Raw genomic sequence first — 24989 nt, forward strand, 5'->3', positions numbered from 1 at the left:
TCTAGACGGATATAATGATTTTTATTTTTGTGTATTTATTGTAGTTGGTAACGATGAAATTCATTAAGAAGGGATAACAAAACGAGCAGGTATTGAACCCTGATGATAGGACGGTTGGTGATGGAATCGACAACAGAATTCAAGACAACTAAATTTTTGAGTATTCTAGCTATACAATTCAAGCCGATATATTAAGGGAAGTAGATTAATATTATTAGTCAAATGTATTAATTAATTAATTAATTACGGAATAATGTACTTATGCAACAGTCACCTTATTACAACAAACCCTATGACAGTGTGGGATAAAGATACTCACATGATCGTTCGCGAAGATTTAACACCACCAAACCAAGAGGATTTTGGAACGGAACAACAAATACATGCCGAGTATAAAGCGAATATGATTCGACTTTATGGAGACGATGCCTTTATTTCTCTTGACTTTGAAGGTGTATGTGAAGCTTATGAACCGGTAAACATTGAGATCACACAAAAGCTGTCTGAGTATGCTAAATCATTCTGGGAGGAGTGAGTAGTGAGTGAAGTATTCAATATCATTTAATTTTTTGGCATTATATCTGAACATTGCTGTAACCAAGAAATAAAATTAACGATAAGTTGAGGTGTATTTTATGAGAAAGAATAAGAATAGAGAAGATTATCCGTAAGGACTTGAACCCATTCATATAAAAGAAATACTAGGGAGATAACTAATAAGAAGAAAAAAACGAGCAGGTAGTAACCCTGCTCGTTGATTAAGTGGTTCTGTATATTTGACCCTACCAACATCTAATTTGGTAGAATGCTTGGTAGGTGTTTGGTCGGATTTCGGTAGGAAATGTCTAAACATGATTCGACATGCTATGATCCAATTATAATTCTTGTTTAGGTTTATGCTGTGATAAACTGTAACACATCAACACATTTGAGTATGAACTGATGGTAGGACGGGCGGGGATCGAACCCGCGACTTCTACCCTGTCAAGGTAGCACTCTCCCGCTGAGTTACCGTCCTATGCAATACAAAATATATTAGCATAGGATGCTGTTATTTTCAAGCCATAATCTAGCAACTTATAGCAGTGTAATCTATTTTTATTGATTTTTGCAACATTATGAGACGTTAAAACGTTTATGGAAGTAGTTAATAATAATAACATTATTTTCATTAAGCTGTTTTATACAAGAAGTTAATTAAGCAGCCAAAAAGTTTAGGAGGATATTTGATGAAGAAGAAAAGTTTACTTACAGCAGTGTTATCATTAGTGTTTCTCTTAGCATTAACTCCAGTTCTACATGCATTTACAGATGTGTCAGGTCACAAAGCAGAAAGCCATATTTTAAGTTTGAAGGAGCGAGGCGTTATTAACGGTGTTAGTTCAGGAACTTTCAATCCAGATAGTGAATTAACATACGCTCAAGCTGTTTCTTTACTTGATAGAGCATTTGAACTGGACTTAAGCCGTTTTCGTTTTGTGAAACAACCTCTAGCTAGTGATATGTACAGCAATGTTGCTGATGATCAATGGTACTCAGAAGCATTTGTAGATGGTTATTACAATGGGGTGGTATTTGCTGCAGATGTAGATCCAAATGCAACAATCAGTCGTCAGGAGTTTGCATCGATCTTAATTGATCAAGTAGATAACAAAGGTAATTACCCGCTTATAATGATCTATATCGACTATGTTGATGCTAAGGAAGTAAAGCCAGACTATAGCAATGCTATTCAAAAGCTGCTTATTCTAAACTTCGCTGAGCTTACTGAAGATCACAAGTTTAATCCTACTCAATCTATTACTCGTGGTGACGCTGCGATTTGGTTAGATAAAGCTCTTATCTTTGCAGATACGATAAAAGGTAATGAAGAAGTTCAGCCTTCAATCCTACCTACCAATGTAAAGTTGACTACAGAAGCATTAACTGACAATGTAAATAAAGTAACGATTTCAGCTGATGTACCTCATCCTGGATACGGAATTAAAGTCTCTCATATTAATTTTGTTGATAATATCGCATATGTAGATATTGATATTGTTGAGCCTAATCCGGATATGATGTATCCTCAAGTGATTACTAACGTATCAACAGTTGTTTATGTAGACAAACAATATAAAGTTGAATTTGTAGAAAAACAATATTAAACTGAAGACTTATAACAATATATTTGTATGAGAACGCTGTATAGTAGTCATTCGTTGACTATTTATACAGCGTTTTTCTGTTTATGAACAAAAAAAGATCAAGCATTCCATTATTCGAATTGACTTCCTTGAAAAAAACTTCATAATGATACTATTAATTAATATGAGGTGAATGATGATGAAAGCATTGATCGTTATCGACTACACCATTGATTTTGTTACAGGTAAATTACCATGCGGTGATCCAGGCATTGCTATTGAGCAACGTATAACGGAACTAACAGAACAATTTATACAACAAGATGAAATGGTTGTAATGGCGGTAGATTTACATGAAGAGAATGATCCATTCCATCCGGAAACCAAGTTATTCCCTCCACATAATATTAGAGGTACAGAGGGTAGAGAGTTATATGGAACCCTTAAACATATATACGAAAAACATTCCAATCGCATCTACTGGATGGATAAAACTCGCTATAGTGCATTTTGTGGAACAGATCTTCATCTCAAGCTTATAGCGCGTAATATTAATGAGCTTCATCTCGTTGGTGTATGCACCGATATTTGTGTGCTTCATACCGCAGTTGATGCTTATAATCTTGGATATAATGTAGTTATCCATGAAGATGCAGTAGCAAGCTTCAATGCTGCGGGGCATGACTGGGCACTTAGTCACTTCCGAGGGTCTTTAGGTGCTCAAATTGTTAGTAACGGAGAGTAGGTAAAGTAATGACGTCTGAACATCTTATGCTTCATACAGATAAATATCAAATTAATATGATGTATGCTCATTGGAAGCATCATACTCACCATCAAAAAGCGATTTTTGATGTTTATTTTCGAAAGTTACCATTCGGTAATGGTTTTGCTGTAGCTGCAGGCCTCGAAAGAATTGTTCATTACATTCAAGGTCTGAAATTTTCTGAGGAAGAAATTGCATTTCTAGCTTCACAAGAGGAAAACTATGACCTTCCATTTCTCGAGGAACTTAGACAATTCAAGTTCACTGGTGATATTTATGCTGCGATTGAAGGTACGTTGGTTTTTCCTAATGAGCCCATATTAAGAGTAGAGGCTTCTATTTTTGAAGCGCAAATTATTGAGACAGCAATATTGAACTTCTTGAATTATCAATCGCTAATCGCAACTAAGGCGGCGAGAATTAAGCAGGTAGCCCCAAATGATATATTGATGGAGTTTGGCACAAGGCGTGCTCAAGAGGCAGATGCGGCAATATGGGGAGCGCGAGCGGCCTGTCTAGTTGGTTTCCATGCTACCTCTAACATGAGAGCTGCTATGATGTTTAATTTATCAGCCAAAGGCACTCATGCTCATGCTTGGGTACAAATTCATGATAATGAACAGCAGGCATTTGATCGTTATGCTGAAGCGTTACCTGATGATGTAACTTTACTCGTAGATACGTATGACACATTACGTGAAGGCGTACCTCATGCTATCGAAACTGCACGTAAACTTGCTGAAAAGGGAAAACGGATGAAAGCCATTCGACTCGATAGTGGAGATCTAGCGTATTTATCAAAGCGTGCTCGTGAAATGCTTGATGAAGCGGGTTTCCCTGATGTGAAGATTGTTGCTTCTAATGATTTAGATGAAAACATAATCGTTGAATTGAAGGCGCAAGGTGCACGTATCGATAGTTGGGGCATAGGTACGAAACTAATTACCGCTTCAGATAACCCATCACTAGGTGGCGTATATAAGCTTGTAGCGAAAGAGCGTAACGGACAATATGAACCCGTTATTAAAATTTCTGGTAATCCGGAGAAAATAACGGTACCAGGCAAGAAAAATGTATATCGTATTGTGAACTATGATACAGGGAAAGCAGAAGCAGATTATATTGTCATGCATGATGAAGTTCTTGCTCCATCTTTAGTGGAACCATTAATGCTGTACGATTCAGCTCATTCACATATTAGACGAAAGGTAAATCGTTATACAGCTCTGCCGTTGTTACAACCTATATTCGTAGAGGGTCAGTGTGTATATAAGCTACCTACAGTACAAGAAATTGCGCAATATCATCAATCCCAGCTTGATTTATTTTGGCCGGAAACATTACGTAAATTAAATCCTGAAAAATATTCAGTAGTACTAAGTGATGATGTTTGGAATAAACGTAAAGATTTATTAAGTCGACATAATCAATGATAAGAAAAGGGTAGTACGCACATTAATGCGTACTACCCTTTTTGTCGTAGAATTAAAATGTAGGTAATTGATCTAAGTTATTAGCAACTGTATCATCGGGCCGTGAACGAATATGTTGCTCATGATCTCTACCTTTGAACAGTTGTAAATTTTTAATCTCATCGTTACTAACCATTTCTTGAGCTTGCATATAATCAACTACTTGGCCAGAAGATAGTTTGAATTCTACTATACTTCCTTCAGAATTTCGTCTTACCGCGACAACTTCATGTTGCTCTGACATTGTTACACACTCCCTCACTACATAGTAGACGGTATACCTTGCTGAACAATTTCCATTAAGCCCGTCTTACCTATATAGTCCCCGATTGTGTCACCATAATGCATTAATTTAATTTTTTGTTGTAATTGGTCGGGTAAAGATAATAATTCTTCTAATGATGTATGGACCACACCCGGGCTTTCTAACTGACAATCATGATAGATCGTTTGTACACCATCGTTTACTAATTGCTGCAGCAATTGTGGATTGAAAGTCATATCTGCTGAGTAGAAAAATGTATCATTGAATAAGATAGAGTAACTATCTTTGTTCGGTATATGTTCTGTTTGAATTAACTTAATGTGCAAATCAGGAGCTAACTCATAAGTCGTATTCGGTATTAGTGGGATGACATTAAAGTAATCCTCGATACTTGTGAAATTACCCTGTACAAGCCCACCTTTGAGTGAAGTTTCCCATAAAGGTTCCACTAGTGACTCAGCAATAAATAGTGTAGCCTTTTTCTTGTATCTGAACATCATCTGAAAAGCGTATGATTCCAAGCCACCAACATGGTCTGAATGGATATGACTAATTAAAACACCGTCTAATTGATCGAAGCTGTAGCCTTGCTCATACAGTGCATGTGGGAGTGTAATCCCACAGTCAACTAGCAGATTGAACGAATTTTGTTGTATTAACGCATTATTATTATAATGCTGCTTGGCAAAAGCATTACCAGTGCCAATCATAGTAATGATCACATAGAAACCTCCTCTAGCATGAGCTAAGACTTATATATTATATCCGATAACTGAGCCGAACTCTGTAATATAGCTCACAAATATGACGGAAATTATATAGATTTATTGTACAAACCATTTCCTAGAATTGTAACTAAACTGTAAATGTTATTCAACAGTTCTTTCAAGGTTTTTAAACTCTTACTTGAGTCCGTTAAATAACATAGTGAACAAATAATAACTTACGAAATGAGTGATTACTCATAATTTTAATAATATAGGCAAAAAACATTAAATCTTTTTCATTTTAACGTAACTTTTTATTTAAACTGGAGTCTAACTGCTTAGGAATGATTTAATAAATGGAGGTTATAACAAACGATGAAACATAAGAAAATTTTCATTCTATTAAGTGTAGTTATGATTTGGAGTGCAACGGTTGTACTCGCAAATGCATCTAGTTCCAAAATAAAAGTAATTATTAATGATGCGAATTTAGGCGAGATTGGTGAAAATATAGATAATAGCACGTATTTACCACTTCGCAAAGTCGGTGAAACGTTGCATGCTATAGTCGATTGGAACGCTAACACAAAGACAACTACTATTTATTCGCCGAATGTGCATATGTTTTTATATAGTAGTAGCAATGGTGAAGAAACTACATTTGGTGAAGTGAAGAAAGGATTTAGCGGCAAGATAAAAGTGTTCGCGCAAGTAGATAATGTGAGTTTTAAGTTGAACGATACTAAATTCACGATCGTTGACCCGAATGGAAAAGAAACGTTAATTCAGCAAATAAAAGTAGAAAAGAATCGAGATAATTATTGGTTTGTAACAGAAGAAACCAATTATCGCTTCTCATTAAGTGGAAAATATACAATCCGATGTTACATGAAGCCTGATAATAGTGATGATTGGACGATTACATCTGAGAAATTAATTACCTCGTCTGCTAACTAAATCCTGTTTGACCATGGCAGAACATTCTGTTAACATGATAACGTATAAATTATATTTTCAACTGAAATGGGGTAACTACTGTGAGTGAACATCAACATGATGCAGATTGTGGCTGTGGCGAAGACCATGAGCATGAAGAACATGTGTTTATCATAGCAAATGATGAAGGCGAAGAACGTGAAATGGTAATGGTATATACATTTGAGTCTGAGGACATGATGTATGCCGTACTACTTGATCGTCAAGATCCAGAGCAAGACGGAGTAATTTTCCGTGTTGAAGAAGAAAATGAGGAAGCTTTCTTAGTCGGAATCGAAGATGACGAAGAGTGGAATCGTGTTCAAGCAATCTATGAAGAAATCGCCAACACTGAAAACGGCGAACAATAATAGAAGCAAGTAAAGTAGAGCTAAGGATTTCCTTAGCTCTACTTTTTTGACTGTTTACATAAAAAAACTGCCCCCAATAGATAGATGAACCTAACGCTTGGAGTGCAGTTTTGTAGTTATTACTTATGATTACGAAATAGCTGTTTCTTCGAAAATAACTTTAACGAATTCGATGTTTCGGTCTTCTGGACCTTTAACAGGTAAACCAACTTCAACATGCTCAATAATGTAATCAATATTTTTTTGCGAAATAACTTCGCCAGGTAAAAGAATCGGTATACCTGGTGGATACACATAAATAAATTCAGCAATAATACGACCTGCTGACTCTTTGAAAGGAATCGTTTCTGTTTCCCCATAGAAAGCATCACGTGGTGTCAAAGACAATTGCGGGATATCAGGTATTTTCACGACAAGCTCACGAGCTTCTGCTCCTTCAAAATATGTTTCAGAAAGAGTTTTCAAGGCAATAATAAGTTTTTGTATAGATTCAGAAGTATCACCTGGAGTAACAAGGCACAATATATTGTACATATCACTCATTTCAATTTCTAAGTTGAAATGTTCTCGTAACCAGTTTTCCGTATCATAACCAGTAATGCCAAGATGTCTAACGTGAATCGTTACTTTTGTTGGGTCGAAATCGTAAGTTGCTTCATCACCAAGAATTTCTTGACCGAAGCTATACAGTCCGGGAATCTGGTTGATCGCTGCACGGGCCTGCTCAGCTAATTCAATAGCTTGATTCGCGATCGCTTCACCATTTAACGCGAGATTTCTTCTCGAAGTATCAAGTGATGCTAATAAAATATATGAAGTTGATGTTGTTGTAAGCATACTTAGAATAGTTTGAATACGTTGAGGGTTCACAAGTCCTTTTTTGACATTAAGAACAGAACTTTGTGTCATTGACCCTCCGAGCTTGTGAACGCTTGTTGCAGCCATATCTGCGCCGGCTTCCATAGCAGACATTGGTAATTTCTCGTTGAAATGAATTAGTACACCATGAGCCTCGTCAACAAGAACAGGGATCTGGTAACTATGCACAAGGTCTACAATCTCTTTCAAATTCGCACAAATACCGAAATATGTCGGATTAATAACTAGTACAGCTTTAGCATCAGGATGACGCTGTAATGCACGTTTTACTGAACTAGTCGTAATACCGTGATCAATACCTAAGTTTTTGTCACGTGCAGGTGAGATAAATATTGGTCTAGCACCTGCAAAAATAATAGCAGACAGTACTGATTTATGAATGTTACGTGGAATAATGATTTTATCGCCTGGTACACAAACTGATAAAATCATCGCAATAATCGCACCGCTTGTCCCTTGTACAGAGAAGTAAGTGTAATCTGCTCCAAAAGCATCTGCTGCTAATTGTTGAGCGTCTTCAATGACTCCAGTTGGCTGATGCAAATCATCAAGTGGAGCAATATTAATTAGATCTATGGACAAGGCATTATCACCGATAAAAGAACGAAATTCTGGGTCACTTCCGATGCCTTTTTTATGTCCTGGTATGTGAAACTGGACGGGATCTTGCTCCGCATGGTTGCGAAGCGCAGTAAATAATGGAGTACGACGATGGTCCATCGTTGACATCCCTGCCTTTCATTAGATGTACAAACAAAGTTGAGTATAACAAAAACATGATGGAATGCAATACGTTTTTTATAAATTTAATATATTGCATATTATTGGGAAGACAAGTTGTGACGAAATGTTCATAGTTTAAGATCGATTAATTATGATAGTATTGTTAGATGCGGAGGGATTAGAAAATGATGGATAAAAGAATGTTAGTGGTCATGGCAATTCTGATGACTACATTTATTGGCTTCGGCATTATAATTCCAGTTATGCCTGAAATTATTCTGGATACTGCAACGAGTAAAGCAGAAATACATAATGGTGCAATCCTTGCTATTTACTCGCTCGTATCGTTTTTACTTTCACCAATTTGGGGTGGGTTATCTGATCGAGTAGGAAGAAAGAAAATTATTGTTATTGGTTTACTAGGATTCTCAATTAGTTTCTTGATGTTTGGCTTATCAGCTCATCATCTTACTTTAATGTATATCGCTCGTGCTTTAGGTGGTTTATTCTCTGGTGCAGTAACATCAGTTATTGTTGCTTATGTAGCTGATATAACAACACCTGAAAATCGTACGAAAGGAATGGCCTTTGTTGGTATTTCTATCGGGTTCGGTTTTATGATCGGACCAGCAGTAGGTGGCATGCTAAGCGTTATTGATCTGACGACACCATTCTTTGTGGCAGCTGCACTCGCTTTAGTCACAGCAATCTTTGCGATATTAATATTGCAGGATACCGGAAATTTAATTTCTGCTAATGAACCTAAAGTTTCGAGATGGACTGCATTCCAAGGTACATCAAAATATTTATATGTACTAGCATTCTTCGTAACATTTACATTAGCCTTTCTAGAGGCAACGCTTCAGTTATTCGGGATTGAACGGTTTGATGTTACACCATCTCAAGTTGGGACGATGTTCTTATTCAGTGGTTTAGCAGGGGCATTGGTACAAGGTGGAATTGTACGTCGTCTAGTGAAGCCAGGGGATGAACCGAAATTTATCGTTATTGGTTCCATAATATCCGCTGTAGGTTTCTTTATGCTATTGGGTGCAAATACATTTCTTTGGGCAACGATTTCAGTTACAGTGTTCGGGATTGGTAATTCGTTAACCCGTCCATGTATCACTTCGTTAATTACATTGAAAACAAAAGTAAGTATTGGGGTTGCATCTGGCTTAAGCAATTCTATGGACAGTTTAGGACGTATCGCAGGTCCGATTATCGGTACACTACTATTTACGGTTTCCATTGGTTTACCATATCTAATAGCAGGTTTACTAAGTATATTAGCATTACTCCTTGTATATGGCTTCAAACTTGCAGATCGACATGAAAAGATAATTGAATCCAATAACTAATAAAAAGGAACTTCAATATGAATTGAAGTTCCTTTTTCATTTTCTATGAGCAGAGCAGTAATAATTATATGATGACTGCCAGTGGCTAATATATTGCATTAAGCTTCGTATGCTAATTTGTATAATGGAAGAAGTTGTAAATAGGTTTCAGCCGCATAATCTATAAGTTTCTGTTGATCATGAGCGATATCACTATCTGGAGTCAGGTGACGTCCAATAAGCAACTCCGCTTTTCCAACATCTCGGAAACGAGTTAGAATGGAGGTCCAATCTTCTTCGTCAAGATTCTGAACAGATTGAGCTTTCTTTTGCATATGATCCTGTGAAATAACATAGTCACTTGGCACTTGATGGATCACTTGTTGGAGGTTGTTCAACAAAGTATTAGCTATACTTTTTTTGTTGGGAACTTCATAGATCAACGCAAACCAGATAAATAGATGATCGTCGAACAATCCTAATTGAAAATGGGGATGTGCTTTATATCCTCGTTTGTTATTACAAATAGCTAACCAAGTATCTTTTGGAGGGTTAACAGTACGGCGAGCATGTTTAGCAATATGAAGAAACATTTCATTACTGGCATGTATACTTAATTCTGTAGTTAACTGTTCTCCGATAGCTTGGAATTTGGGTCTAATTCGTTCAATGATGGCGCTCATTCGCTCATCAAGTCCTGCTATATGAAAGATATCAAAATCTTCAGCAGTAAATCCAGCTTGAATTATTTGTTGTGTCATAAGGTACTCCTTTTCACTAATCATAGGCATTGAGAAGATTTATCATTTAATAATGATTATAACATAAATGCTCTTTTCTGTCCTGTTTCAATTTTAGAAATGATGGTTAGACTAAGCTCAAACATAACATTATTGAAACGAGCGAAAAATAGTCAATAAACCAAGTTGCCAATACATAAGATGAAGTATAAGATAATGGTAAAAGTAAATAGTCAGAAGATTTAGGCTATTGTCTTGATTAAAGTTTTGGAGTTTACTTTCATCGTTCTCAATCTTCAGAAGTAAGTGTTTTACAGTCATTAATGGGAGATTTTGCTTAAGAAGCACAGAAAAGTTTTAGGAGGGAATGCCGTGAACAGAAACTATGAAGTAGAATATTGTAATCTCGAACTTCGTTTCGAGCGGCGCCAAATCCAAACTCTCATCAGAGAGCTGATTCAGGAGGGGTATTCGCTATATTGGAGTGAGACTGAGGGGAAATTTCTAGTTTCGATTAGGACGGGTAGAAAACTAGTTAAACTTCATTTCGAGAAAGTGAATCAACGCTACCGCATTGTTGGGGATTATATAATCAAGGACGAGAGATTATCAGAACTAATCGAAAAGCTTATTAACGACACACGTGGGCATGCTGTAGTTAAGCGGATCAAAGATCGACAAATTGTCATTGAGAACATTATGTTCGGTGAAATTATTCGACTGGTGGAGGTGTCTGGTATGGAACATCGTATCATTTATCAGAAAAAGCCTTATGTAACTTTCGAGGATATGATCCAAGCTTTTCAGAACAAGCGGGCTGAGCAACGTATTGCTGTGTTACGTTTGGAATTAGATTATGAACTCAGTTGCTTAAATGATGCACTCATTGAGCAAGATGAGCAAAAGTCTCAGCAAATCATTGATAAATTGGAGCTGTTACGTCTTGAGATGTTACAACTCGAAATGTAGACATATAATGAAAACGATATTCAAACGGTCTGTCCTCTAAGAAATTTGGTGGCTGACCGTTTTTTTTGTTGAACAATTGGAGAATATAAGCTAAACTTTAGTCCATTATTGATAAAATTGATGAGATTTCATCACAATTTCATCGTAAACTGTTTTCTTCTTTGCACAAAAAGAGTAGAATATAGCTATTGTGAGAAAAATATAAAGATGAAGGATGGAATAAACCAGATGTCTAAACAACAAATTGGCGTTATCGGTATGGCTGTAATGGGTCGTAATCTAGCCCTTAATATTGAAAGCAGAGGTTTCACAGTTTCTGTGTTTAACCGTTCAAGAGAAAAAACAGACGAATTGATTGCTGAATCTCCAGGTAAAAACCTTGTTCCAACTTTCACAATTGAAGAGTTTGTTCAATCACTTGAAGTTCCTCGCAAAATTCTTATCATGGTACAAGCTGGTGCGGGTACTGATGCAACAATTAACTCTCTAATTCCTCATCTTGCTGAGGGCGACATTATTATCGATGGTGGTAATGCTTACTTCCCTGATACTCAACGTCGTAGTAAAGATCTTGAAGCACAAGGTTTCCGCTTTATCGGTACTGGTGTTTCTGGTGGTGAAGAAGGAGCACTTAAAGGCCCTTCTATTATGCCAGGTGGTCAAAAATCAGCTTACGAGCTAGTTGAACCAATTCTTACTGCAATTTCTGCAAAAGTTGGCGAAGATGCTTGTTGTACTTATATCGGTCCAGACGGTGCTGGTCACTACGTGAAAATGGTGCACAACGGTATCGAGTATGGCGATATGCAATTAATTTGCGAAGCTTACGACCTATTGAAAAACGTACTTAATGTTTCTACTGAAGAACTTCATGAAATCTTCACAGAGTGGAACAAAGGCGAGCTTGATAGCTACCTAATTGAAATCACTCGTGATATTTTCTCTAAATACGATCCAGAAACTGGAAAACCAATGGTGGATGTTATTCTTGACTCTGCTGGTCAAAAAGGTACTGGTAAATGGACTAGTCAAAGTTCACTAGATCTTGGCGTACCATTGTCCATCATCACTGAATCTGTATTCACACGCTTCTTGTCTGCAATGAAAGAAGAACGCGTAGCTGCAAGTAAAGTACTTAGCGGCCCTGAGCGTCCTGCATTCACTGCTGATAAAGCTGAATTCATTGAATCAATTCGTAAAGCTCTTTATGCAAGTAAAATTTGTTCTTATGCACAAGGTTTTGCTCAAATGCGTGCTGCATCAGATGAATACGGTTGGGATCTTAAATACGGCGAAATCGCAATGATCTTCCGTGGTGGTTGCATTATCCGTGCTGCATTCTTACAAAACATCAAAGATGCTTACGATCGTGATCCAGAACTTCGTAATCTATTACTTGACCAATACTTCCAAAATATTGTTGAGTCTTATCAATCTGCATGGCGTGAAGTTATTGCGACAGCTGTGAAATACGGAGTACCTGTACCTGCATTCTCTAGTGCTCTTGCATACTTCGACAGCTACCGTTCTGAGCGTCTACCTGCAAACTTGCTTCAAGCTCAACGTGACTACTTCGGTGCTCACACATTCCAACGTGTGGACAAAGAAGGTTCATTCCACTTCAACTGGATGCAATCTTAATTATTTGTTACAGTAACCCTCTTGAAGCTTGACGAAGCCATTGGCGTAATCGTTCAGCTTCCTGATCACTACTGTTGCGGCGCCCAATAAGCGCCATAGCTACTTCAGCATAAGCGTGGAAATTTTGTAATAACTGTGGCTGCGACAGACCCGTAATAGACGGGTCTTCGTCAGCCACTTTTTTTGTAATATAACCAAGCATCCACACGACATCGTCACGAGATAATGGATATGTGGAATCAAGAATTCGTTCGATTTTTTGTTTCGTATGATCTTGAAATGAATGTTGTTGTATATCTTTCATCAATAATCCCTCCTAAAACTTTTCATTGGCATCTCGATACTCATCATTGAAAAATGAAAAGTAGCATCGAAAGCATAAGCTAAAACTTTTCATTGGCATAACTTTTCCTATCCTTACGATTACTAAAGATGATATGATAGTGTAGATGAGCACTCGTAAAGGATGAATATTATGCAAACTAATTCATTACGTAACAAAATTATTTTAATCGGCTTTATGGGAACAGGTAAATCAGCAGTAGCCGATGGGTTAGCAAGTGTATTACAGCTACATAAACATGATGTTGATGTTGCAATTGTTAAACATGCGGGTCAAGCGATTTCAGAAATTTTCGCACAGTCTGGCGAGGAGACATTCCGAAATATTGAGACTGAAGTTCTTAAGGAATTACTATCTTCACCTGACGCGTCAATTATTGCGACTGGTGGCGGAGCTGTCTTAAAACAAGAGAATCGAGATTTAATGTTAGAGCATGGTTTAGTTATTCATTTAATCGCGAGCTCAGATGTTATTATTGCTCGTGTAAAACATGATACAGGTCGTCCGTTATTGCAAGGCGACGTTACTGAACGTGTCCATCAACTAATGTCTGCTCGTGCTGGTGCTTATGACTTTGCACATTATTCAATTGATACATCGAATCTTTCTTTACCTGAAGTAGTTAGCCAAATCGTTGAAATATGGCATCAAGCCAATTTGAAATAGATAATGAAAAGGAGATATCAATCATGGATGTTATCGTTACCCCAACCCCTAATTTACAAGGTGAAATCGGAGCTTTATCTTCAAAAAATTATACAACACGTTATTTGCTAGTTGCTGCATTAGCAGAAGGTACAAGCACGATTCATTTCCCAGCACATAGTGAAGATAGTGACGCTATGCGCCGTTGTATCCGCGATCTTGGAGCAGTTCTAGAAGAAGATGAGCAAAAAATCGTTATTACTGGTTTTGGTTCTAATCCGAAAGATATTAAAGAGCTTGATGTTGGTAATGCAGGTGCAGTACTTCGCTTTTTGATGGCAATAGCATCAATATGTCCCGATGTAACCTTTATTAACCGTTATCCAGACTCGTTAGGGAAACGTCCACATCAAGATTTGATTGATTCTCTTACAGCCATGGGTGTTGAGATTGAGCACAATGAAGGAAAGCTACCGATTCGTATTAAAGGTGGTAAGCCTCGTGGCGGACATATCCAAGTATCGGGAAATATTAGCTCTCAGTTTCTAAGTGCTTTACTATTCCTTACACCTTTACTTGAAGAAGATAGCGAAATTGAAGTACTACATGATTTGAAATCAAAAGTAGTAGTAGGTCAAACACTTGAAGTGCTTGAGCAAGCAGGTATTATCATACATGCTGATGAAGATTACATGCGCTTCAAAGTGCCAGGTAACCAATCTTATCAAGCAAGAGAGTACACAGTTCAAGGGGATTACCCTGGTTCTGCAGCTATTTTAGCGGCAGCAGCTGTAACTAACTCTAATGTTATTGTACACCGTTTAATGGAAAAAAGTAAGCAGGGAGAACGTGCGATCGTTGATGTTCTTAAGATGATGAACGTACCTCTTACTCATGAAAATGATATTGTACATGTACAAGGTAATAGTCAATTAAAAGCTATTGAATTCGATGGTGATCATGCAACTGATGCCGTTCTAGCGATGGTAGCAGCTGCAGTATTCGCTGAAGGTACATCTCGTTTCTATAATGTAGAGAACTTACGTTATAAAGAATGTGATCGTATTACAGATTACTTGAATGAGCTTCGTAAAGCGGGAGCAAATGTTGAAGAGCGTCAAGCTGAAATCATCGTTCATGGTTCTCCAGAAGGTCTACCGGGTGGCGTTGAAATCAATGCACATTATGACCACCGTGTTATTATGGCATTAACGATTGTTGGCTTACGTTCTAAAGCTCCTCTACGTATTAAAGATGCTCATCATGTTGCAAAATCTTACCCGAATTATTTTGATCATTTGAAGGCTCTTGGCGCACAAGTAGAATGGGTAGAAGCAAGCTTGTGATCACGATGATAAGCTTCGTAGCTTAGTCGACATCGAATATGCCATTCATCGGTTGCTCCAGTGCTCACGTACCAATTACGTACGTTGTGCGCTTCGCTTCCCTTGCTTTATGGCATCTTCTCGGTGCTGACAAGCTCGCTGCTCGCTAGTGATCACGATGATAAGCTTCGTAGCTTAGTCGACATCGAATAATAACACCGAATGTACAATCGCTTTTTAAGATATATATGTTTGTTAACATATATATCTTAAAAGTACTCATACTATTACAAGAGGTTGTACAACTTTAATAATTAGTAGGAGGTGTTGGGCAGTGGCATTTGAAAATCCATCACGAGATGAAATTAAAAGTTTATTGTCTCAAACAAAAGTGATCGCAGTTGTTGGTCTATCAGATAAGCAAGAGCGGACTTCTTATATGGTATCTGAAGCGATGAAGAAGAAGGGGTACACGATTGTCCCCGTTAATCCTAAAGCTACAGAAATTCTTGATGAAACATGTTACCCTTCTTTGTCTGACATTCCCTTCCCTATTGATCTGGTCAATGTATTTCGTCGTAGCGAATATACTGTAGAAGTTGCGGAAGAAGCTGTTAAGATCGGTGCTAAGGCGTTATGGTTGCAACTTGGTGTGTTTAATCAAGAAGCCGCAGATATCGCAATAGAAGGCGGTCTAACGGTTGTTATGGATCGATGTATTAAGGTAGAGGATTCGATTCTACTTCCACATGGCAAATGAGTAATATAAACATAATAAGTTTTTGAACGAAGAGAATAGGTATTTCGTACTACAAAAATGTAGCTGCGAAATACCTTTTTCATTTATTTTCAATAATGCTATGAGAACATGTAAATATCGAGCGTATGTCCAATTTAATTAAAGAGCTTAAGCCATTTTAACTAGCTATATTAGAAATTATAGATAGCAGCAGTTATCTACAAATGAAACTTATGATAATCTAAAAATATTATAAGTTTCATTAATACTGCTTAAATATGTGAGACTTTATGTGATTTCATTAAGGGAATGATATGTAATGACAAAAAAATTAAAGCTTAAGTTAGCGATCACAATAATAGCTTCTTTCCTTATCTTTGTGATCTATTCTGGTGTAAGCATTTGGACTTTTGGTAATCAAGTTCAATTAGTGAAGACAGACGTAGCAGTTGTACTTGGTGCGGCTGCATGGGATAGTGAACCATCGCCAGTTCTACGTGAACGGGTAAATCACTCTATTTGGCTATATGAGAATGGTTACGTAGGTAACATAATCTTTACAGGTGGTAAAGGAAGTGGTGCTCAGTATTCCGAATCAGAAGTAGCGAGGGAATATGCGATACTACATCATGTTAATCCTGAACATATTTTTATTGAAACGAAATCAAAAATTACAGAAGAAAATCTTACATACGCATACGAAATTGCGGCAGAGAACAATTTTACAAGATTCACAATTGTAAGTGATCCCTTGCATATGAAAAGAGCCATGTTAATGGCGGAACAAACAGGCATGGATGCTTTTTCATCCCCTACACAAAGTTCTGCATTTAAGTCACTAAAAAGTAAAATTCCATTTTTCTTAAGAGAGCTTTTTTTCTATATTGGTTATATTGCTAGTATGCCATTTAGGTGAAATAACAAACTTCATATTGATTGGAACTGCATCAAGTTTTTATTCACTTAACGGTGAAACTAATCTTTTCTTATAAAGCTATTCATCGCAAGAGCAATTTTCTTCTCTTGTTCTGAATCACTTCCAACAGAGAAGACTAGGCTATTTTTGACTTGATAAATCTCATGTGCTACAAGATTAGCGGTAGCGGTGCTATCGAAGAATTGCTGTAATCCTTGCTGCGCTTCTCTTTGTGTGCGATATATATAGATATACACATAAATATTGTCAGAGCCCTCTTCATCATGTATATAATTCCCAGGTCATTCATCATTATAGGATTCATCGAACCAAATACAACAATGCTTTTGACAAAAACGAACATTACACGTAACATCTTAATAGGTGTTTATTAACAATCGCATATGTTGAAATTTAATATAAATATTTGTCACAAAGGAGGGTCGACATGGCTTTCGTTGGTAATTTACAGCAATTAGGGCGCTCGGTTATGCTCCCTATGATTATTCTACCTGCCGCAGCAATTTTTCAAAGTTTAGCACAATTACCATGGGAGTATGTAGGACTACCTGGCATGAACGAGATTTTATTGCTAGCAAGTCAATCTATATTTCATTTTCTACCCTATATTTTTGCGTTAGGTATTGCGCTTGGATTAACAAGTAATGGTTTAAGTGCGGGCATGGCAGCACTTGTAGGGATGTTTATTTATACAGGAATCACTTCGAAGTATGCGCCTGGTACTGAGCCTACTGTATTAATAGGTACATTTATCGGGATCGTTGCTGGTGTATCTTATCAAAGATTCAAAGACTTGCGCTTACCGGAATATATTCAATTTTTTGGTGGTCCTCGTTTTGTCCCGTTTTTTGTAAGTTGTTTTACATTGTTATTCTCTATAGCAATGGTTAACTTATCGCAGCAGCTTGAATGGCTATTAGTTGAGCTAGGTGAGGTTATTTCGCTCGCTGGTGGTTTTGGTGTTTTCTTATATGGATTTATTCATCGCATATTAGTTATTTTTGGATTGCATCATTTAGTCAGTCATATCTTCTGGTTCCAAGTTGGTGGTTATGAGACAGATGCTGGATATATGGTCTATGGAGATCTACCAAGATTCTTTGCAGGAGATCCAACTGCTGGAGTTTTTATGGCTGGGTTATATCCGACGATGATGTTTGCTTTACCGGCAATTGCATTAGCTATTATTCATGAAGCGCGCGAAGATTTGAAACCGAAAATTCGTCGTACCTTTACATTAGCAGCACTTGCTTCGTTTCTAACCGGTGTCACTGAACCGATTGAATTCGCATTTCTATTCGTTGCACCTTATTTGTATGTTGTGCACGCGTTACTATCAGGGCTTATTATGTGGATTACATATGAACTTGGTATTTTGCATGGCTTCTCATTCTCCGCTGGAGCGATCGATTACGTTATAAATATGCACCTATCGACTAAAGGTTGGTTAATTATTCCGATAGGTATAGTCACTGGGATTATATATTACTTTCTATTCCGCTGGGCGATTACGCGCTTTCAGATTCCAACCCCTGGACGAGAAGAAGGCTCGCAACTTGATGAGTGGGTCGGTGATATCCCATACCGTGCTCCGCTTATATTACAAGCAATTGGTGGTAAGCAGAATATAATACAGATGGAGTCATGTATTACTCGTCTCCGCTTAAAAGTTACGAATGAGAAGGATATGGATATTAATGCACTTCGTAACCTCGGTGCTGCTGGTGTTATTCGCCTCGGGGGTGGACATGTTCAGGTTGTCTTTGGGACGTACTCGGAGCTTATTCGAGAAGAAATGATTAAGACGATTCATCGTGATCAACAACAAATATCGTTCCATTCTCCGATGCAAGGAAAGATGATTCCATTATCAGAAGTACCTGATCCGATTTTCTCAGCACTACTTGTTGGTAACGGTGTAGCATTTATACCTGATCGAGGAGAGTTGGTATCTCCGGTGAAAGGAAAAGTTATTCACATCTATCCTACAATGCATGCAATTGGTATTTTGACAGACGATGGTCTTGAAGTGCTTATGCATATAGGTATTGATACTTCGAAGTTAGTAGGTAAAGATTATTTTACAGCTGTCGTTAAAGAAGGCGAAGAAGTACTGCCAGGTCAATTGCTTATTCGCTTTAATATACAAAAAGTTAAGAAGGATAGTAAGTCACTTGCTTCTCCAATGGTCATTACCAATTCAGATCGCGTCAAATCTTGGCGGTACGCTCCTTTCAAGGGAGTCAAAAAAGGTCAGTCATCAGTAATGTCAGTTGTGCTTCATGAGAGCAAGGATGAGGGGGATATACAATGACTCAAGGAATAGGCGCATCATCAGGTATTGCAATAGGAAAAGCCTTTGTCCTTCCTAACTGGGAGTTTGAAGTGCCGGAACAACGAATTGATGTAGCGGATTTTGCTCGCGAATTTGAAAGAGTATATGAAGGCATTCGTACATCAAAAGATGAAATTAATCAAATAAAAGATGAGCTTAAGGAAACGGTTGGCGAAGAAGAAACCCAAATTTTTGATGCTCATCTTGCAATATTAGATGATCCAGTGTTTATGAATGAAATTCAAGGCATAATTCAAAGGCAATATAAAGCAGCTGAGGTTGCAGTTAAAGAGGCAATTGATCATTTTGTAACGATGTTTGACTTACTAGAAGATGATTATATGCGTGAGCGCGCTCTTGATATTAAAGACGTAGGTAACCGACTTTTGAAACATTTACTAGGAGTTCCCGAGATACAATTGCCTAGTGATACTCAGCCGTTTATTCTTATTGCCAAAGAGATATCTCCTTCTCAATTGGCACATCTTAATCCTGAGAATGTGCTTGGTATTGTAACTTTATCTGGTAGTACTACTTCTCATTCAGCAATAATGGCTCGAGCGTTAGGCATACCGCTTGTCGTAGGAATGGAAGGAAAGATAACGGAATCATTCGTTACCGGACAAACGATTCTCATTGACGGTGGGGATGGGACAGTATATCTTGATCCAGCTGAACATCTCATCAACCAATATAGAGATTTACAACATAAATTATTCGTCGCAAAAGAACAATTGCATCATCTAGCTGACCAAGAGTCTGTAACTATTGATGGTCAATGCATCAAACTTGAAGCAAACATTAGTTCAGTGAAAGAATTAGAGATTGCTATGAAAGGTGGAGCACAAGGCGTAGGTTTATTCCGCACTGAGTTTCTCTACATGGATCGTCAAGATTTCCCAACAGAAGAAGAGCAATATCAAGTGTATCGTAAAGTAGTAGAAAAGCTGCAAGGTGGCTCTGTTGTCATTCGTACTTTAGATATTGGTGGAGATAAGCATCTTGATTATTATGAGATTGAAGAAGAAGAAAATCCATTTATGGGTTATCGAGCAATTAGAATCTCGCTTGATCAAAAACAACTTTTCAAAACACAGTTAAGAGCTATTTTACGTGCGAGTGCATATGGAACAATTAAATTGATGTACCCGTTCATCACTTCTGTTAATGAAGTTAGAGTGGCGAATACAATACTTCAAGATGCAAAAAATGAACTAATGCTTGAAGGAATTGCGTTCAATGAGGAAATAGCGGTAGGTATTATGATCGAAGTTCCTGCAGCTGTTATGATTGCAGATCACTTAGCGAAAGAAGTAGATTTCTTCAGTATTGGCACGAATGATCTCGTACAATTTACGCTGGCAGTCGATCGTATGAATGAGAAAATCTCATCTATGTATGATCCTTACCATCCAGCTATTATTCAAATGTTATCAATCGCAGTAGATGCGGCAAAACGTCATGAAATTCCGATCAGTGTATGTGGAGAATTAGCTGGAGATATTCGAGCATTACCAATTTGGTTAAGTCTTGGAGTAGATGCATTAAGTATGTCTGCACATTCAATTCTACCTTTGAAGGAGCGATTAATACATTCTTCCAAATTAGAATGTAAGCAAGTATTCAATGAGGTAATTCATAGTGGTACTAGCGAAGAGATAAAACGCGTACTTACTGAATATATGATTGCATTTGAAGAAACAGCGAATGGTTAAACCATTCGCTGTTCTAATGCCTGGACAAATGCTTGTGCATATGGCGGAAGATCAGGCGGTCTACGTGCTGAAATGAGATTTCCATCGACAACAACAGCTTCATCGAACCATGTTGCACCGGCGTTTTCCATATCATCTCGAATACCAGGAGTAGATGTTACTTTGCGATCTTGTAAAATTTTTGCTGAGATAAGTACCCAACCAGCATGACAGATCTGACCAATTGGCTTATTCTGCTCGTTCATTTCTTGAACTAATTGAAGTACCTTTGGATAACGACGTAGCTGATCTGGAGCCCAGCCACCTGGTACAAGCAGGCCAATAATTTCATCACTGTTTACTTCATCAAAAGATAGATCAGCGATCGCAGGTACTCCATATTTGCCAATATGTTTTTTTCCTTTTTCAGGCCCAGCAAAAAGTACCGTCGCACCTGCCTCACGAGTACGGTATACAGGATACCATAATTCCAAATCTTCAAATTCATCATGCAACAAGCAAATAACCGTTTGATTATGTAGTGACATTTAGTTATCTCCCAACTTTTTATTTGCTTCTCGATAGACTTCTTAGTTAATAAAAAGTACATCAAAAGCGATACTTAACTTATTATTTACAAATCGATGGACTTCTTAGTTAATAAAAAGTACATCGAAAGCAATACCAAGCGACATGTATACATTGTAACGAAGCTTCTTCATTTGAGCAAATAATAGTAATATTTATAGATTATGTTTTCGAAGCAACTTATATTTGCAAGAAACTGATCTAAGAAGTTAAATAAAAGTTTTGTGAGGTGAAATGGTAGTGAAGTGGCTACGTTGGATACCGTCTATCCTTTGGATGGCATTAATATATTATTTATCTTCGCGGACAGGCGATGAGATTAATACGATTCTACCGTTTTTCCAAAAGTATTTCCCTTTTATCGAAGATTTTAATTGGGGACATTTTGTAAGTTATTTCGTCCTTGCGATGACTTTTGATTTCGCATTTGGTAAGAAATCAAGTCAATGGCGGTATAAACTCATCATTGTGTTATTATGTACACTATATGGGGCAACAGATGAAATTCATCAATATTACGTTGGTGGAAGAATGATGGATTGGTATGATCTGCGAAATGACTGTATCGGTGCTACAATTTGGGTGTTGCTCATTAAAGTCCCTTATTTAGAACGATTATGGAAAAAATTAAGTTAAATGAAATAGCAGGAATATGAGAAAAAAATGTCGAATCACTTACTTAGATACATGGAAGCCTGAAGAGGCTGAAGTGAGTACTTGTAAGGAGTGATCCTCATGCAAAAATTATGTCTTTGTGGGGAAAATATGTCTCTAAAACTGCGAACAGTTATTTTTTCTGGAAAAGTAGAGATTGATAATGTTCCTATATATACTTGTCAAACATGTAGTAGAAGTGAAGTGATTCCTGAAGTTAAGGCTGATCTTACTGGATTCATACAAGAATTAGGTGAACAACCTAAAAAGGTGAATTTTTTGTTTAACGAGCGCAATGAATGGGCAAATTTATTAGTAGAATACAAACTTACGAAAAAGACAGAACAAACTGCAAAGGATCAATTAGATCAGATGCTCAAGAGTAGAACAAATGAACTTCTCGATCTATACTTATTAGCACAAAGTTTACATGATCAAGATTGGTTAAATTCAATTGTGAAAAGATTGTCACAACTTGGAGCTCAAATAAAATCTTCATAAAGAAAAAATGTACATTTGTAATTTTCAAGTGATATTGTTGCCTAATTGGTAAGAAAAGATCAAAACATTGCGAAATTTGTGTTTTTACAGTATTATAATTCCAATATGTGTCGAACGTTTTAATTAATTTATAGCAAATGGAGAGAGTGCTCGTGACTGTAACAATATATGATGTAGCAAGAGAAGCAGGGGTTTCAATGGCGACGGTTTCCAGGGTTGTAAATAATAACCCTAATGTTAAGCCGGCCACACGTAAAAAGGTGTTTGAAGCTATCGAACGTTTAGGGTACCGACCTAATGCAGTTGCACGTGGACTAGCTAGTAAAAAAACTACAACGGTTGGTGTCGTAATTCCTGATATTTCTAATGCTATTTTTGCTGAAGTAGCACGTGGAATTGAAGATATTGCGAATATGTATCATTACAATATTATTTTGTGTAATGCTGATAAGAAGAAAGATAAAGAAATTCGTGTAATTAATACATTGTTAGAGAAGCAAGTTGACGGTTTATTATTTATGGGCGGAGCAGTAACAGAAGAGCATCAACAGGCATTCAAAACAGCAAATGTTCCAGTCGTGCTTTGTGCTACTTCTGATGAATCTAGAGAAATTCCATCTGTTGATATTGATCATGAAGCTGCAGCTTTTGACGCGGTTCAATCATTAATTAAGCAAGGACATCGTCGTATTGCTATGATTAGTGGTACGTTAGAAGATCCTTCTAATGGTTATGCTCGTTTTAACGGATATAAAAAAGCATTAGCTGATGCAGGGATTGCATATGATGATACTTTGGTTCGTATCGGTAACTACCGTTATGAATCAGGATCAGATGCAATGCGTTACTTCTTAGAACTTGATAATCGCCCATCGGCTATATTCTCAGCAACAGATGAAATGGCAATTGGTGCTATTCATGCGATTCAAGATAAAGGACTACAAGTACCTGCTGATATTTCTGTAATTAGTGTTGATAATTCACGTATGGCTTCTATGGTAAGACCGTTGCTTACTACAGTTGCTCAGCCGATGTATGATATCGGTGCTGTTTCTATGCGTTTATTAACTAAGCTAATGAAGAAAGAAAATGTCGAACAATCACAAGTTATCCTTCCACATGAGTTAATTGTTCGTCAATCAGTAGGAGGCAACTAGATAAATGTTATACAACAAGATTGGCATCATTGGAGCCATGGTTGAAGAAATCGAACTACTTCATCAGAATGTGAAAAACGTTCAGCAGTCTACGATTGCTGGCGTTACTTATTATGAGGGTACATTACATGGACAAGCTGTAATCTATTGCAAATCCGGTGTTGGTAAAGTCAATGCTGCCATCTGTACACAAGTTTTATTATCTATGGATGTAGATTGTGTATGGTTCACAGGTGTTGCTGGTGCACTTGATCCTAGATTAAATGTTGGAGATATCGTTATCTCGAGTAGTGCTCTCCAACATGATATGGACGTTACAGCTCTTGGTTATGCTAAAGGTATTATTCCTTTCCAAGAAGTATCTGATTTCGTTGCAGATGAATCACTGGTGAAGCTTGCGGTTCAAGCTAGTGAAGCATTGTTCGAAAATCGTACTGTCGTTGGTAGAGTTGTTTCTGGTGATCAGTTTATCGCGAGTGTTGATAAAGTAAAAGAATTACATGAAGTGTTCGGTGGAGCTTGCGCTGAGATGGAAGGTTCGTCTGTAGCACAAGTATGTTATGCTAATGGTACTCCATTCATTATCATTCGTTCTATGTCAGATAAAGCTGATGGATCTGCTGATGTGTCTTATACGGACTTCGTAGTAGAAGCTGCGAATAATTCATATGCAATCATCGATTATATGGTTTCACATACACAGTCTTAATCTTAATGAGTATGTTAAAAGCGCTCAAGATCCTAAATATAGGTTCTTGAGCGCTTTTTTATTATAAGCAATAGGACCTCAAAAATAGTGTCTATGTCACCGAAGAAGCTGCAAAGTGCTCTAATAGACCTCAAAAATAGTGTCTATGTCACCGAAGAAGCTGTAAAGAGCTCCGATAGACCTCAAAAATTGTGTCTATGTCACCGAAGAAGCTGTAAAGTGCTCAGATAGACCTCAAAATTGGTGTCTACGGTGCCAAAGAAGCTGTAAAGAGCTCCGATAGACCTCAAAAATAGTGTCTATGTCACCGAAGAAGCTGTAAAAAGCTCAGATAGACCTCAAAATTGGTGTCTACGGTGCCAAAGAAATTGTAAAGTGCTCCGATAGA

Annotated in this window: 26 protein-coding genes and 1 tRNA gene; 19 read left to right on the top strand and 8 right to left on the bottom strand. The window is 37.4% G+C overall.

From position 1 onward, the window contains the following. Positions 1-319: 319 nt before the first annotated feature. Positions 320-535, top strand: a complete 216-nt coding sequence (locus tag NAG76_15430) for a hypothetical protein (protein ID URN93217.1) — start codon at positions 320-322, stop codon at positions 533-535. A gap of 408 nt (positions 536-943) precedes the next feature. Here the strand turns inward: NAG76_15430 and NAG76_15435 are convergent. Continuing rightward, a tRNA-Val gene (locus NAG76_15435) sits at positions 944-1018 on the bottom strand. Positions 1019-1229: 211 nt separating this feature from the next. Between NAG76_15435 and NAG76_15440 the strand changes: the two genes are divergently transcribed. From NAG76_15440 to NAG76_15450, 3 genes are all read left to right on the top strand, one after another. Continuing rightward, on the top strand, positions 1230-2147 hold the full coding sequence (locus NAG76_15440; protein ID URN93218.1) for an S-layer homology domain-containing protein: 918 nt from the start codon (positions 1230-1232) through the stop codon (positions 2145-2147). A gap of 178 nt (positions 2148-2325) precedes the next feature. Further along, a complete protein-coding gene (locus NAG76_15445; GenBank protein ID URN96855.1) occupies positions 2326-2871 on the top strand; it encodes a cysteine hydrolase in 546 nt (181 codons plus the stop codon). Positions 2872-2879: 8 nt separating this feature from the next. Beyond that, the gene (locus NAG76_15450) at positions 2880-4325 is read left to right on the top strand and encodes a nicotinate phosphoribosyltransferase (GenBank protein ID URN93219.1); all 1446 of its coding nucleotides are present in this window, start codon (positions 2880-2882) and stop codon (positions 4323-4325) included. Between the two features lie 52 nt (positions 4326-4377). Here the strand turns inward: NAG76_15450 and NAG76_15455 are convergent, their stop codons facing one another. Continuing rightward, the gene (locus NAG76_15455) at positions 4378-4608 is read right to left on the bottom strand and encodes a DUF3892 domain-containing protein (GenBank protein ID URN93220.1); all 231 of its coding nucleotides are present in this window, start codon (positions 4606-4608) and stop codon (positions 4378-4380) included. A gap of 17 nt (positions 4609-4625) precedes the next feature. Next, positions 4626-5351 (bottom strand): MBL fold metallo-hydrolase, encoded by a 726-nt coding sequence (locus NAG76_15460; GenBank protein URN93221.1) that lies wholly within the window; start codon positions 5349-5351, stop codon positions 4626-4628. Positions 5352-5711: 360 nt separating this feature from the next. Between NAG76_15460 and NAG76_15465 the strand changes: the two genes are divergently transcribed. Together NAG76_15465 and NAG76_15470 are read left to right on the top strand one after the other, a co-directional pair. Beyond that, on the top strand, positions 5712-6293 hold the full coding sequence (locus NAG76_15465) for a copper amine oxidase N-terminal domain-containing protein (protein ID URN93222.1): 582 nt from the start codon (positions 5712-5714) through the stop codon (positions 6291-6293). 80 nt (positions 6294-6373) lie between these two features. After that, entirely contained in the window at positions 6374-6682 is a 309-nt protein-coding gene (locus NAG76_15470) for a DUF1292 domain-containing protein (GenBank protein URN93223.1), read from the top strand. A 129-nt stretch (positions 6683-6811) separates the two neighbouring features. Here NAG76_15470 and NAG76_15475 read toward each other — a convergent pair whose 3' ends face one another. After that, the gene (locus NAG76_15475) at positions 6812-8281 is read right to left on the bottom strand and encodes an aminotransferase class I/II-fold pyridoxal phosphate-dependent enzyme (GenBank protein ID URN93224.1); all 1470 of its coding nucleotides are present in this window, start codon (positions 8279-8281) and stop codon (positions 6812-6814) included. 191 nt (positions 8282-8472) lie between these two features. Here NAG76_15475 and NAG76_15480 point away from each other — a divergent pair, with 191 nt between their 5' ends. Continuing rightward, positions 8473-9645, top strand: coding sequence for an MFS transporter (locus NAG76_15480; GenBank protein ID URN96856.1), 1173 nt, complete (start codon positions 8473-8475; stop codon positions 9643-9645). Between the two features lie 98 nt (positions 9646-9743). Here NAG76_15480 and NAG76_15485 read toward each other — a convergent pair whose 3' ends face one another. Beyond that, a complete protein-coding gene (locus tag NAG76_15485) occupies positions 9744-10385 on the bottom strand; it encodes a DUF1054 domain-containing protein (GenBank protein URN93225.1) in 642 nt (213 codons plus the stop codon). Between the two features lie 351 nt (positions 10386-10736). Between NAG76_15485 and NAG76_15490 the strand changes: the two genes are divergently transcribed. Together NAG76_15490 and gndA are read left to right on the top strand one after the other, a co-directional pair. Further along, complete coding sequence (locus NAG76_15490) at positions 10737-11333, top strand: hypothetical protein (GenBank protein URN93226.1); 597 nt, start codon at positions 10737-10739, stop codon at positions 11331-11333. Between the two features lie 228 nt (positions 11334-11561). Continuing rightward, positions 11562-12974, top strand: a complete 1413-nt coding sequence (gndA, locus tag NAG76_15495) for an NADP-dependent phosphogluconate dehydrogenase (GenBank protein ID URN93227.1) — start codon at positions 11562-11564, stop codon at positions 12972-12974. 7 nt (positions 12975-12981) lie between these two features. Here gndA and NAG76_15500 read toward each other — a convergent pair whose 3' ends face one another. Then, positions 12982-13278 (bottom strand): hypothetical protein, encoded by a 297-nt coding sequence (locus NAG76_15500; GenBank protein URN93228.1) that lies wholly within the window; start codon positions 13276-13278, stop codon positions 12982-12984. 171 nt (positions 13279-13449) lie between these two features. On the opposite strand from NAG76_15500, the gene NAG76_15505 reads away from it, so the two are divergent. From NAG76_15505 to NAG76_15520, 4 genes are all read left to right on the top strand, one after another. Next, a complete protein-coding gene (locus NAG76_15505) occupies positions 13450-13983 on the top strand; it encodes a shikimate kinase (protein URN93229.1) in 534 nt (177 codons plus the stop codon). A 23-nt stretch (positions 13984-14006) separates the two neighbouring features. Further along, a complete protein-coding gene (gene aroA / locus NAG76_15510) occupies positions 14007-15308 on the top strand; it encodes a 3-phosphoshikimate 1-carboxyvinyltransferase (GenBank protein URN93230.1) in 1302 nt (433 codons plus the stop codon). A gap of 313 nt (positions 15309-15621) precedes the next feature. Continuing rightward, the gene (locus NAG76_15515; GenBank protein ID URN93231.1) at positions 15622-16047 is read left to right on the top strand and encodes a CoA-binding protein; all 426 of its coding nucleotides are present in this window, start codon (positions 15622-15624) and stop codon (positions 16045-16047) included. A 298-nt stretch (positions 16048-16345) separates the two neighbouring features. Beyond that, positions 16346-16942 (top strand): YdcF family protein, encoded by a 597-nt coding sequence (locus tag NAG76_15520; GenBank protein URN93232.1) that lies wholly within the window; start codon positions 16346-16348, stop codon positions 16940-16942. Between the two features lie 59 nt (positions 16943-17001). On the opposite strand, the gene NAG76_15525 is transcribed toward NAG76_15520, so the two are convergent. Beyond that, complete coding sequence (locus NAG76_15525) at positions 17002-17199, bottom strand: hypothetical protein (protein ID URN93233.1); 198 nt, start codon at positions 17197-17199, stop codon at positions 17002-17004. Between the two features lie 191 nt (positions 17200-17390). Here NAG76_15525 and NAG76_15530 point away from each other — a divergent pair, with 191 nt between their 5' ends. Both NAG76_15530 and ptsP read left to right on the top strand, forming a co-directional pair. Beyond that, complete coding sequence (locus tag NAG76_15530; GenBank protein ID URN93234.1) at positions 17391-19277, top strand: glucose PTS transporter subunit IIA; 1887 nt, start codon at positions 17391-17393, stop codon at positions 19275-19277. Then, on the top strand, positions 19274-21013 hold the full coding sequence (ptsP, locus tag NAG76_15535) for a phosphoenolpyruvate--protein phosphotransferase (GenBank protein URN93235.1): 1740 nt from the start codon (positions 19274-19276) through the stop codon (positions 21011-21013). Before NAG76_15530 ends, ptsP begins: the two co-directional genes overlap by 4 nt. Here ptsP and NAG76_15540 read toward each other — a convergent pair. Further along, positions 21010-21540 carry a type 1 glutamine amidotransferase gene (locus NAG76_15540; GenBank protein ID URN93236.1) on the bottom strand — a complete coding sequence of 177 codons (531 nt, stop codon included), beginning with the start codon at positions 21538-21540 and terminating at the stop codon, positions 21010-21012. The two genes, ptsP and NAG76_15540, sit on opposite strands and share 4 nt — an antisense overlap. A gap of 280 nt (positions 21541-21820) precedes the next feature. Between NAG76_15540 and NAG76_15545 the strand changes: the two genes are divergently transcribed. The 4 genes from NAG76_15545 (at position 21821) to NAG76_15560 (ending at position 24601) form a co-directional block, all read left to right on the top strand. Next, a complete protein-coding gene (locus NAG76_15545; GenBank protein ID URN93237.1) occupies positions 21821-22216 on the top strand; it encodes a VanZ family protein in 396 nt (131 codons plus the stop codon). Between the two features lie 99 nt (positions 22217-22315). After that, on the top strand, positions 22316-22735 hold the full coding sequence (locus tag NAG76_15550; protein URN93238.1) for a hypothetical protein: 420 nt from the start codon (positions 22316-22318) through the stop codon (positions 22733-22735). 152 nt (positions 22736-22887) lie between these two features. Next, positions 22888-23892, top strand: a complete 1005-nt coding sequence (gene ccpA, locus NAG76_15555) for a catabolite control protein A (protein ID URN93239.1) — start codon at positions 22888-22890, stop codon at positions 23890-23892. Between the two features lie 4 nt (positions 23893-23896). Further along, positions 23897-24601 carry a 5'-methylthioadenosine/adenosylhomocysteine nucleosidase gene (locus tag NAG76_15560; GenBank protein URN93240.1) on the top strand — a complete coding sequence of 235 codons (705 nt, stop codon included), beginning with the start codon at positions 23897-23899 and terminating at the stop codon, positions 24599-24601. Positions 24602-24989 lie beyond the last annotated feature (388 nt).

Source organism: Candidatus Pristimantibacillus lignocellulolyticus (assembly GCA_023639215.1).
GTDB classification, from domain to species: Bacteria; Bacillota; Bacilli; order Paenibacillales; family Paenibacillaceae; genus Pristimantibacillus; species Pristimantibacillus lignocellulolyticus.